Origin of the sequence: Shimia sp. R10_1, assembly GCF_017744095.1 — a bacterium.
Taxonomy (GTDB): domain Bacteria; phylum Pseudomonadota; class Alphaproteobacteria; order Rhodobacterales; family Rhodobacteraceae; genus Shimia.
The window spans coordinates 1-11,898 of the sequence record NZ_JAGHQX010000011.1 but is presented as its reverse complement, the minus strand read 5'-3'; the positions used below and the strand labels follow the sequence as shown (position 1 = coordinate 11,898).

The 11,898-nt window shown below is 54.5% G+C and carries 9 protein-coding genes and 1 pseudogene; 5 read left to right on the top strand and 5 right to left on the bottom strand.

Going from position 1 to position 11,898, the window contains the following annotated elements; translation table 11 throughout:
- A complete protein-coding gene (locus J7413_RS17785; RefSeq protein WP_247743608.1) occupies positions 1–1,407 on the bottom strand; it encodes a multicopper oxidase family protein in 1,407 nt (468 codons plus the stop codon).
- Positions 1,408–2,116: 709 nt separating this feature from the next.
- On the opposite strand from J7413_RS17785, the gene J7413_RS17780 reads away from it, so the two are divergent.
- The 3 genes from J7413_RS17780 (at position 2,117) to J7413_RS17770 (ending at position 5,460) form a co-directional block, all read left to right on the top strand.
- On the top strand, positions 2,117–2,785 hold the full coding sequence (locus J7413_RS17780) for a peptidylprolyl isomerase (RefSeq protein WP_209100681.1): 669 nt from the start codon (positions 2,117–2,119) through the stop codon (positions 2,783–2,785).
- Between the two features lie 155 nt (positions 2,786–2,940).
- Positions 2,941–3,786 (top strand): HupE/UreJ family protein, encoded by an 846-nt coding sequence (locus tag J7413_RS17775; protein WP_247743607.1) that lies wholly within the window; start codon positions 2,941–2,943, stop codon positions 3,784–3,786.
- A 117-nt stretch (positions 3,787–3,903) separates the two neighbouring features.
- Positions 3,904–5,460 carry a trimethylamine methyltransferase family protein gene (locus J7413_RS17770; protein ID WP_209100677.1) on the top strand — a complete coding sequence of 519 codons (1,557 nt, stop codon included), beginning with the start codon at positions 3,904–3,906 and terminating at the stop codon, positions 5,458–5,460.
- Between the two features lie 162 nt (positions 5,461–5,622).
- On the opposite strand, the gene J7413_RS17765 is transcribed toward J7413_RS17770, so the two are convergent.
- From J7413_RS17765 to J7413_RS17750, 4 genes are read right to left on the bottom strand one after another with little or no spacing between them, the layout of a single operon-like run.
- Positions 5,623–6,963: an FAD-binding oxidoreductase gene (locus J7413_RS17765; protein ID WP_209100675.1), complete on the bottom strand. Its 1,341-nt coding sequence runs from the start codon at positions 6,961–6,963 to the stop codon at positions 5,623–5,625.
- A complete protein-coding gene (locus tag J7413_RS17760; protein WP_209100673.1) occupies positions 6,960–8,453 on the bottom strand; it encodes an aldehyde dehydrogenase in 1,494 nt (497 codons plus the stop codon). Before J7413_RS17760 ends, J7413_RS17765 begins: the two co-directional genes overlap by 4 nt.
- On the bottom strand, positions 8,450–9,361 hold the full coding sequence (locus tag J7413_RS17755; protein WP_209100671.1) for a dihydrodipicolinate synthase family protein: 912 nt from the start codon (positions 9,359–9,361) through the stop codon (positions 8,450–8,452). The genes J7413_RS17760 and J7413_RS17755 overlap by 4 nt, the downstream gene beginning before the upstream one ends.
- 10 nt (positions 9,362–9,371) lie before the next feature.
- A complete protein-coding gene (locus tag J7413_RS17750; protein ID WP_209100669.1) occupies positions 9,372–10,079 on the bottom strand; it encodes a GntR family transcriptional regulator in 708 nt (235 codons plus the stop codon).
- Between the two features lie 168 nt (positions 10,080–10,247).
- On the opposite strand from J7413_RS17750, the gene J7413_RS17745 reads away from it, so the two are divergent.
- On the top strand, positions 10,248–11,207 hold the full coding sequence (locus tag J7413_RS17745; protein WP_247743606.1) for a GlxA family transcriptional regulator: 960 nt from the start codon (positions 10,248–10,250) through the stop codon (positions 11,205–11,207).
- Positions 11,208–11,644: 437 nt separating this feature from the next.
- A pseudogene (locus J7413_RS17740) lies at positions 11,645–11,898 on the top strand (peptide ABC transporter substrate-binding protein); the annotation flags it as partial.

The following is an 11,898-nucleotide window of genomic DNA, read 5'->3' as shown; positions in this document are numbered from 1 at the left end:
TCACACCACACTGATATAGCCCGATAGCCCCGATTTTTGATGCTCGATCACATGACAATGGAACGCCCAGTTCCCTGGATTGTCGGCTCGCAGAGCGACTTCGATTGTCTCATCTTTCAGCAACAAAATCGTATCGGTCCAATTGCTTGGCAAACTGCGCTGGTTTGAACGCAATGGTCGAAAGATCAACCCATGAAGGTGAATCGGGTGAAGGTTGGGTGACTTGTTGGTCAGGCGCAAAATGTAGCTTTTGCCGTGGGATAGCTCGACCACTGGGCCTGTGTTTTCGATGGCGTCTCCGGGCCAAGGGCTGCGGTTGATTGACCAGAAAGTATACCCAAAATCCCCGCATAGGCCGTTGTTGCTGCCGGTTCCTTCGGGGGACCAGCCAAATAAGATATCTTTGACCTCGGCGGTTTTGAGGTCTGGTTCGTCGACTTCCAGCGCGGGCAAAGGCTTCAGTTCGGCGAGGTCGCGTTTTATGGGTGTACCGGCTGTGCGCATGTAAAATAGCGGCTGAGGCCGCTTGGCGATGAGCGTCTGGACCACAACTGACTGATCCTCTGATTGTGGTGCGTGCATTGCGATGTCGACCCGCTCACCGGGCGCAATCCAGAGGGGTGCGGATTGTGTGGGCCAGTCTATTGCGTCGCGCACAGGGTTGCCATTCCAGGCAATGATCTTGCCTTCGGTTTCTGGCAGAAAAATTTTGTAAACTCGTGTCAAATCTGTGTTCACGATGCGTAGGCGCACCAATCCTCCGGTTGGGATCTGGTATTCTGGCGTGGTTTCCCAGTTGACAGTGCGTGCATTGCCTTCGGTGCCGCCGCGTGCTGCGCCGCGTGCAGTGAAGTAGGGAAGAAGTGTTCCGTCGTCTTGCAGCCGGAAATCTTTTAGGTTGATAGGCAGTTCTGCGTCAAACCCTGGGTCGGTGTCCTCTTCGACGATCAACATTCCGGTCAGGCCATGCGCCATCTGTTCCATGGTGTTGCAATGGGGGTGATACCAAAAGGTGCCGGCATCCGGCGGCGTAAACTCATAAGAAAAGGTTTCGCCCTGCGCGATCGGAAACTGGGTGAGATAGGGAACGCCGTCCATTTCATTTGCGATCCGCAGGCCGTGCCAATGAATGCTTGTGTACTCTTCCAGACCGTTTGTCACATCAATCCGTGCTGTCTGATTACGTTTGAAGCGCAGCACCGGTGGTGGACCATTTTCCGTAAAACTGACCAAGCCCTTTGTCGCAGGCCTGCCCCCGATCGAAAATGCTGTGTTGCGTGTTTGAACCGCGAGCGGCTGCGCCGTGTTCGCCCGGAGCTGGGGTAGTCCGATCAGCCCTCCGAACCCGAGAGCGCTGGCGCCCATGACAAAGTTTCGTCGGTTCATTTTTGGTTTTTCAAACGTCATGAAGAAGTTCCGTTTACGACCACACTTTGGGAAAAGACTGTATTCCTAGGATGGTAGCCATTGATCAGAATGGGCCCTCAAAGCCGCCAAATCTAGCCTGCGCCTCTGAGGTTGGTGCATAGGGTCGCGCGATACTGAACAATGAGAGCGCGCCGGTGTCCGCGTCTGTGTGTCAGTCCAAACTACATTCGCGGTAAAACTTGGAGTGCGGCTGGGATGACCTAGCGGTGTTTGGATATCACAACGTGCTGGTTTGTCTATAGAGTGAGCTCCTTCTAACCGAAGGCGTGCAGCGCTTACGGCAATCGCTATGTCGAAGGGGTACTCGCGGCTCGTTTCAGAATAGGTGCTACTGACGTTCGGCGGATTTCTCACTGACCTGCGGTCCGCTGCGCTAAGGGGGGCGTTGCGAGGGAAAACGGCGGATGGCAGCTTTTAAAGCTAGTGCGATGTGGGTGTTTTATGCAGAGTGGTATCGAAGAATTTCGAAGCTCTCTGTTTTCATATAAATAATTTTGCTCTTAGAAGTTGACTGATGCCTCTATTAAAAGAACCCGTCCTTCATTTTTTTCTGATTGGTTGTGCGGTTTTCGCCTGGTTTTCGTTTTTGAACCCGGGTGCGCAAAGGAACGCAAGTCAAGATCAGATTGTCATTGATGCCAAGGATATTGACCGACTGGTGACGCAGTTTTCAGGTGCTTGGCAACGCATGCCCACTGCACAAGAGCTGAGCGGCATGCAAGACACGTTGTTGCGCGAAGAAATTCTTGTGAGGGAAGCTCGCGCGCTTGGGCTGGATCAAAACGACCTGATTGTGCGCAATCGTTTGGTCCAGAAAATGGAGTTTTTAACGACATCTTTGTCGCAAGCTCTAGAGCCTGAAGAGGCTGTATTGCGCGCGCATCTGGAGCAGAACTCAGACCGTTTTGCGCTCCAGGCCGAGGTTGCGTTTGAACAAGTTTATTTGGGGCAAGGCGCAACGCACGACGACGTTAGTGCCGCTCTTGATGCGCTCAATGCTGGCGCATCTTCTGAGCGCTACAACACCAGTAGCTTGCTGCCGACAATGCAGCCTCTGGCGCCACGCCGGCAAGTGGATGGACGTTTTGGGCAGGGGTTCTTTGTCGCCTTGAAGGATATGCCTTTGCGCGCGTGGGGTGGCCCCGTTCAATCCGGGTATGGGATCCATCTTGTTTACCTTTTGGAGCGCAATGCGCCACAGCTGCCACCGTTTGAGAGCATAAAGGAAGACGTGCTGTTTGACTGGAGACGCGGCCTGACAAACGAGTTGTCGGAAGCACAGTTTCAAACGCTGAAGGCAAAATATGACGTTGAAACACTGGGCCCCGCTCAGTTGACTGACAGGCTGTCGCAATGATCCGGAGGGTTTTGGTTTACGTTTCAGTGCTGTTCGCCTTTTCAGCGGGCCACGCTTTTGGCCATGCTTTGGAGCCTGGCTTTTTAGACGTGCGGCAACTCACGGCCCATTCCTGGCAAGTTTTCTGGCGCCAACCAGATGTTGCAGGAACGCCCATGGCGATTGATCCGTCTTTGCCAGAAAGTTGCGCCCCCATAGCCCGCCCCGAGCCTAATTTTGATGGGGCGGCCTGGATCTCCTCTTGGGTCGTTGATTGCCCAACTGGGATTGCTGGTGAAACTGTGACGATTGATGGGTTGGCTGCGCAGCGCACCGATGTTTTGCTGCGTATTGAGCCTCTTGAGCGGTCCCCGTTAACCATACGCCTGACCCCAGAGAACCCAACCCATGTTATTGTGGAGGATGCTTCCAAGTTGGCTGTCTTTGGCAGTTATGCCTCGCTTGGTTTTGACCATATTTTGGAAGGCTGGGATCACCTCCTTTTTGTTTTTGCGCTGGTGTTACTGATCCATGATGTTCGGCGGTTGATAGCCGCGATCACGGCATTTACCGTGGCGCATTCGGTCACGCTGGCATTGGCCTCATTGGGATACATAAATGTGCCAGGTCCACCGGTCGAAGCGGTTATTGCACTTTCTATCGTCTTTATGGCTGCCGAGATCCTCAAATGCGATCGTCGGCGGCTTGCAGTGCGCGCGCCTTGGTTGATTTCATTTTCGTTTGGCTTGTTGCACGGTCTTGGGTTTGCTGGAGCGCTGAGTGATATTGGATTGCCGGACCAAGATATCGTCATCGCCTTATTGGCCTTTAATGTGGGTGTGGAAGCTGGGCAGCTTGCCTTTGTCTCTGTGATCCTATTGCTGATGGCGATTGGGCGAAGACTGGTGGCCAGTGTTCCGGGGCAGGGGGCAACTGTGACCGGGTTGGCACATCAGACGGTCAGCTATGCCGTTGGGGGCATCGCAACCTTCTGGGTTGTGGAGCGGGTTATGGCGTTCTGAGTTCTGGAGCGCGTTCTGATTGCGCCGGGTCGTTTCCTGCAAAAAGATTTCGCATTCCTATAGGCGGGTTGGCTGGCACCTGGGTCAGTGTTCTTTCAGACAATGAGAGGAACACCGATGAGCGAAACAGCTACAAAAACCCGAGCTCGCAGCGGTGGCCGGAGCGCGCGTCGCAGCCTTCGCACCGCCCGAGATTTTACCATGTTGCCGGGGCTGACCCGCAATATCCCGCTTTGCGAGGTGATGGATGGCGCCCAGGTAGAACGCATTGATGCGGCCTCGATGGACATTCTGGAGAATGTTGGCGTTCAGTTTCGCGATGATATCGCGCTGGAAGACTGGAAAAAAGCCGGCGCCAAGGTTGAAGGCGAGATGGTCTATTTGGATCGTGGCCTTGTGCGCGATTTGATTGCGACGATCCCGTCTGATTTCACCTACCACGCGCGAAATCCCGCCAACAACGTGCGGCTTGGTGGACCGCATTCGGTTTTTGTGCCCATGACCGGAGCGCCGTTTCTGCGCGACTTGGAAGATGTCCGACGCAATCCGACGCTTGATGATCTTGCGATGTTTCACAAACTGAGTCACATGAGCCCTGCGTTGCATTCGACGGCGCACCACATTGTAGAGCCCTATGACCACCCGATCAGTCAACGTCATTTGCGGATCACTTATTCGTCGATGAAGCATTCTGACAAGATGTTCATGGGGATGACCACCAGTCCTAAGAACGCGGAAGACGTGCTGGACATGTGTGCAATCTTGTTTGGCGAAGACTTTATAGACAGCCATCCTGTTACCACCGGGAACTGCAATGGCAACTCACCGCTGGTATGGGATGAAACCATGTTGGGCGCGATGCGTGCATTCTGTAAGCGCAATCAGCCCGTGCTCTGTTCGCCGTTTGTGTTGGGCGGCGCCAATACGCCGGCCAGTGTGGCGGCGACTGTTGCGCAGCTCAATGCTGAGGCCCTGAGTGCCTTGGCCTATACACAAGTGATCCGGCGTGGCGCGCCTGCGATTTATGGGCACTACCTGTCCACGGTGTCGATGAAGTCCGGGGCGCCTATGGCTGGGACGCCTGAAATCAGCCTAATGAACTTCATGATTGGGCAAATGGCACGCCACTACGGTGTGCCTTGGCGCACGTCCAATACGTTGGGAGGTGCCAAGACGTTTGATGCGCAGGCAGGCTATGAGAGCGCGACCACTTTGTCGTCAGTGATCCATGCCGGTGCGAACTATATTTGGCACTCTGCCGGTTGGAATGAAGCAGGTATGCATTGCTCTGTGGCAAAGTTCATTGTCGATGCGGAGCAATGCGCCATGGCCTACCGGATGGCGGAAGGGCCCAAATGGGATGACTTTGACCAAGCGTTGTCTGCTGTGCCGGAGGTAGGGCCTGGTGGGCATTACTTGGGGCACCCGCACACACAGGAGAATTTCCAAACAGCCTTCTTTATGCCTGAGCTTTTTGACAACAACTCTATTGAGCAGTGGATCGCAGAAGGGTCAAAGGAGGTCACGCAGCGGGCATTGGAACACGCCAAGAGTCTGTTGGCCGACTATCAGGAGCCTGTGTTGGACATCGCCAAAGACGAGGAGTTGCGAGACTACATTGCGCGGCGGGAACGCGAAATCCCTGCGGCGGATGCTTTGAACCAAGACCACTGATCACCGCATCCAATTCCGAGGCAAAAAGGGCAGAGGCATATCTTCAACGCTCCTAAAGCGCTTGAGATATGCCTTGTTCTTTTGAGGTTTTGTGCGCGATTTTGGCCCGATTTGGGGAGCGGACCCCGCTGCGCTGCGTCTGCTAATAGGACTTGGCTGTGATCAGTCGTTGCTGGCGCGCCATTCTTTGTATTTGATCAGAGCGTTTGCACCGATCCTTTGCAATGGGCTTGGCGGCAGTCTTTTGGGGGCGGCTTCCGCGCCGAAATGCTCGGTGATGTTGCTTTGGACGCCGCATGCCAGCTCGGCGGCACCTATTCCGGTCAATGTGCCGCGCGCCGTTCCCAAGCCATTTTGTACGCAACCTGAGTATAGGCCGGTGTCAAGTTTGCGCATGACAGACACGCCATTGAGGGACAGGCAAAGATGCCCTGCCCAAGCATGTGCCATTTTTATCCCGGCCAATTGTGGAAAGCGCGCGTCAAATTTGCGTTGCATTACCTTTCCGGCACGCGCGACTTGAGAGGCGTAGATACGCGCGTTGGGTGCCACAACCGCGCAGGTGCGCGTTATGATGCGGTTGCCACCCTGACCTGTGTCTATTCGGCGCATCGTCGTGCCCATAGGGTCGGAAGGCGTGATGCCCCAGCGCGACGTGCCGCCGAGACGCGCGCAAGTCTCTGTATCCAGCTCGGGTGTCATGACGGCGAACAGAAACAGTTGCATCAAACGGCCGCTTTCAAAACCAAAGCTTTCAAGATGGCCATTCACCGTCAAAATTGCGCGTTCCGCGCTGACGCTGCCGTTTGTGGTCTTGGCGGTCCAAGATGCCCCTTCGCGGCTCAGCTGGGTGACGGGTGCGTTTTCAAAAACAGCCACGCCTTGGTTGCGCAACCCTTGTGCAAGGCCACGAATATACCCAGCTGGCTGCAACATGACTGTACCGGCTGTGTAGAGCCCTGATCGATAATGCTTTGATCCTGTTAGATCGTGCATCTCTTGGTGATCCAGCATCTCGCTCGTTTCACCGAGTGTTGTGAGATGGCGGGCGTAGGTTTCGTTATGCGCATGCGCAGCTGCGCTGACGGCGCCATTCACCTTGCCGACCTGATCAAAGTAGTTCGGGTCGATGTTATATTCTTCGACGGCGGTGCGGCCAAACGCCTGAGCCTGCCGGTTCAAGGCGATCATCACCCGGTCATCGCCTGCGCCTGCATAGTCATCAGAGGTCAATTCATGCGGCAGGTCGATCATAAAGCCAGAATTGCGCCCCGCCGAGCCATCGGCGATACGGGTCGCTTCGAGCACCACGACTTTGGCATTTGGTTCCAGCTGCTTGAGACGACGCGCCGCTGAGAGACCGGCAAATCCTCCGCCAATCACCATGACATCTGCCTTATGTGGGCCAAACAACGGCTCAGAGGGGGGCTGCGGCGGAAGAATGGCATTCCACGCCGCAGGTCCTGGCAACTTGGGAAGTGTTTTGACCGACCGAATGGTCACACAACCACCTCTTCATCGTCATCAGTAAGATCAACCCAGATGGTTTTCAGCTGGGTGTATTGGTCATGTGCGTGGATGCCATTGTCACGCCCGCCAAAGCCCGACTGTTTAAAGCCGCCAAAGGGGGTGCTGATGTCTCCTTCGCCAAAACTGTTGACGCTTACCGTGCCCGCACGCAAGGCCCGCGCGCCGCGTAAAGCGCGCTTGATGTTTGCTGTGAAAATGGATGCAGCCAGACCGTATTCTGTGTCGTTTGCAAGAGCGATGGCTTCTTCAAAGCTGCCAACAGTGAGAACCGAAAGGACTGGTCCGAAAATCTCCTCCTGTGCTTGTTTGGTGTGCGGGGTCACTTCCAGAATTGTGGGTTCCACAAAGCCGTCTTGCGCTGTGCCCCCCATTACCACCAAGCCCTCGTCAAGATAGCTGGCCACTTTGTCAAAATGCGTTTTGCTGACCAAAGCGCCGACGCGGTTCTGCGGGTCGAGGGGGTCACCCATTGGCCATTCGCGGGCGTGGGCTTTAATGCGTTCGAGCAATGCATCCTTGATATCTTTGTGCACGATCAGGCGGGAAGAGGCGGAGCAATTTTCCCCCATATTCCAGAATGCGCCATTTACAATATGTGCAGCCACGCGATCCAGGTTTTCCGCATCGTGCAATACAATGGCGGGGTTTTTCCCCCCCATTTCAAGTGTGACTTCTTTGAGATTGGAGGCCCCGGCATAATCCAGAAACCGTCTGCCCGTGGCGGTGGATCCGGTGAACGACACCATGTCCACGTCCATATGGCGCCCGAGCGGTTCCCCAACCTCTGCGCCGCTGCCGGTTACCACGTTGAAAACACCCGCCGGGACGCCAGCTTCCATAGCGAGTTCGGCGACGCGCAATGCGGTGAGCGAAGTCTCTTCTGCGGGTTTCACAACGACTGAGCATCCAGCGGCCAGAGCCGGCCCGATTTTCCAAGCCAGCATCAGCAGTGGGAAATTCCAGGGCAAAACCAATCCGACAACACCCACGGGTTCACGCACCACCATTGCAATATGATCGTCTGAAGCAGGAGATACCTGATCGTAAATTTTGTCGATCAGCTCGGCATGCCAGGTGAGGCAGTGCAGCGTTTCGGGAATATCTACAGTTTCGCAGTCATAAACGGTTTTGCCGCTGTCGAGGCTTTCCATCACGGCCAATTCGCGTGCGTTGCGCTTCATCAGTTTGACCAAGCGGATCAACACTTCTTTGCGTTCGCTTGGATGTAGACGTGCCCAGCGGCCATCCTCAAACGCATCGCGAGCCTTTTCTACGGCGAAGTCAACGTCGTCGGCATTGCAGGCGGAAATCTGCGTGAGAGTTTCCCCGGTGGCTGGATTGAGGGTTTCAAATGTATTGCCAGACCTAGCGGGGCGAAAGCTGCCATCTACAAACGCTTGATTTGGCAGCATGAGGCCAGCCGCGATTGCCTTGTACTCTTCGGTTGTCAGAAGATCACTCATTTGCCTGTCTCACTTTCGATGTCCGCAATCGTACGTTTCACCACGCGCACCACCTGCTCCAATTGGCGCTTGTCGTCTTTGTTAAGTCCTTTGAGCGGGCGTCGAGGTGGCCCAGCGTCGTTGCCCATGATTTCACAACCGTACTTGACGCATTGAATGAACTTGCCGCCCTGCTCGAGAACACGCATGAGCGGCATCATGGCCGACATGATCCTGCGCCCTTTCTCGAAATTCCCCTCTACGGCACAGGCGCGCCAGAGGGCGATGTGCTCCTGTGGTAGGAAGTTAGATCCCGCGCAGACCCAGCTGTGGGCACCCCATGCAAAAAATTCCAGCGCTTGATCATCCATACCGCAGCTCATCTGGATGTGCGGATAATCCCGTGCGAGAAGATGGACACGGTTGATATCGCCAGAGCTTTCTTTGATCGCGCATATGTTTTTGCTGCGCCCAACGCGATCGAGAAACTCTTCCCCCATGCTCACGCCCATGCGTCCGGGATAGTTGTACAGCATGATTGGGAGGTCTGCGGCCCGGTCAATCGCCAGAGTATTGAGGGCATTTTCGCGTTCAGTGGGCACCGAATAGGGAGGCGTGCCGACCAGCAACGTATCAGCGCCGATTTTTGCCGCAAATTCAGCCATCTCGATGGACTCGTCAAAGCGAACGGAAATTGTGCCGACAATCAAGGGAACGCGATCTGCGATTACGTCTTTGGTAAAGGCGGCGACCTTTTGGCGTTCTTCCATTGACTGCGCATAGTATTCCCCAGTGGAGCCGCCATTAATGATGCCATGGACGCCTGCGTCGATCAGGTATTCGATTTGTCGTGCAAGGGCGTCATAGTCGATGCTGCCATCTGCGCCGTAAGGCGTTATGGCCGGGGTATAGATACCATTAAATTTCATGGCGTTCCTTTCAGCGAGCCTTGGCCGGGGCTTCGCCCAGCGGATACTGCATGCCTTGCGGGGTCACGAAGGCTTCGATTTCTGCGCGGGAGAGCTCCCAATGCGCGATGGCGAGGTCTGCCGCGCGCTCTGCGTCGCCGGCTTCGATGAGTTCGATGATTGTATCGTGCTGATCTGCAGCCACGTCCCGTTGTGCTGCCAGAGCGACGTGGCGAGGGTTGTAGAAGGTCATGCCGATGCGCGTGTGGTCGATCAACAGCCGACGCAGGCTCGGCAGCAGGTATTCGTTGTCCGCCATTTCGCCAATGATCGCATGAAAACGCTGGTTCATGAGTGCGCGCTCCGCCGCATCGCCTTCTCTTATTGACGCGCGGAACAATAGCTGCGCGTCCTTCAAGCGCATGATTTGGTTTGGGGTCGCGTGTTCTGCGGCGAGGCGTGATACCGCAGCATAGATCATTGGGGCTGCGACAAAGAAATTGCGCAGGGTCTTGTGTGTCATCGGGGCGACCTGAGCACCGCGATTTTTGTGCAAGATTACGTAGTCTTCGCCAGCCAATTGGTTGAGAACCTCACGCAGGGGCGGGCGCGACATCTCATAGCGTTCGGCGAGTTGTGCTTCGTCAAGGTAGATCCCAGGTTCCAATTCTTGTGTGAGGATTCGTCTGCGCAAATCATCAAGACACATTGATTTCTTTGTGCTTTTTGCGGTGCTCATCGCGACCTCTACTAAAATACTAAGGGCTCGTTAGCCGATTTCTATCGGCTTTGGGGGATGATCGCTTGAAAAATACAAATTGTCTACAATAAAAAAATATGTTTGTATAAAGCTTAGGGTCAGAAGCCCCCACTAAGGTGGGGTACTGTAAGGGCAGGGAGGTATGTCATGATGGAAGCCGTTCCGAAGCAGTTTGTCTTTGCCCTTGTTGAAGATTTCACCCACTTGGCATTGTCCTGCGCCGTAGACCCTTTGCGCATTGCAAACCTTGTGAGTGGGCAGGAATTGTACCGGTGGTCGTATTCTTCGGTTGATGGTGTGCAAGAGCGTGCATCTGATGGCACGGTGCTTCATGCGCATTCCAGTTTTGCCACTATCCCGGATTGCACACGTCTGTTTGTTGTTTCCGGGCTCAACATGCAGCACAAAAGTATCAGCGAACTGCTGAATGCTTTGCGGCGGATTGATCGCACGCGTATGACAGGTATTGGCGCTCTGGATTCTGGCGCATACCTGTTGGCGCGTGGTGGATTTTTGAATGGCATGCAAGCGGCCATCCACTGGCAGTATCATGATGTCATGATGGAAGAATTTCCTGAGGTGAACACTGTCAGGAATGTATTTGTTTCCTCAGAAAAGCACATCACGGCCTCAGGCGGGACAGCAACGGCGGATTTGATGTTGCACCTGATAGAGCAAGATCATGGTGCTGAGCTGTCTGCGGATGTTGCCGACCAGATGGTGTATAATGCGGCGCGCGAAGCAACGGCGGCGCAGAAAGTTTCGTTACAGTCACGCAACGGTATGCGCAACGCGCATCTGACACGGGCCATTGAAATCATGAAGGACAGTCTTGAAGAGCCTGTTTCGCCCGCTGTGATCGCGGCGCAGTTGAATATTTCAACGCGTCAGCTGGAGCGACTGTTCGGGAAGTACCTCAATGCGTCCCCAAAAAAATATTTTATGGAATTAAGGCTAGAGAAGGCTCAGCAACTGCTGGTGCAGACGGAGCTGTCTGTCATCGAAGTCGCCTTGGCCTGCGGCTTTCAAAGTGCTGGTCATTTTGCGCGCGTCTATCGAACGGCCTTTGGCGTGACACCGATGATGCAGCGCGGACGCCTTGGATGATCTTGGTCTTGCCCATTTGACGGGCAGTTTTATCGCCAATCTTAAGCTTATGAAAAAAATAGATAGTTATTGCTTATCCGCTGAGAGGTGAGCGGGCAGCAGATCGCGTTTTGAACTGTGTTGATATCCGGTTCAAATGACCTTGCTGAGTGCGTCAGATTGATGAGGTTTGCGTGAGGCAGTGACGCCAACACTAGATTGTTATGGGTCGGTTTCTGCAAGTCTTGGTCGCAAACAGTCACGTCGGAAAATGTGCTGACTGGAAGGGTTAAGGCGCGGTAAGCAAATCGTTTTCGAATGATCACTAGCGATGTTGTCGGTTTTGTGCTTGGCTTGTGACGTCGTTTTTGAACAGTTTGAACGAAAATAGTTAAAGAGACTACAGCCCTTTAGTGTGGGTGAGGTGGTCCAAAATTGACCAAGGTCAGGGAGGTACTATGACCAAAAAAGACCAGCAACTCATTGATCGTTTGGCCGATGCGGCCCGCAAAGGTGGGATTTCTCGCCGGAGCTTTATGCATTATTCTCTTGCGGCTGGTATGACCGCGACAGGAGCGACGGGGCTATGGACCACAAAGGCTGCAGCGGCGCCTCAGAAAGGCGGTACATTCCGCTGGGGTATTCATGACGGCAATACGGGCGACACGCATGATCCAGGTACATATTTGACCCGGACGATGATTTTCTTGGC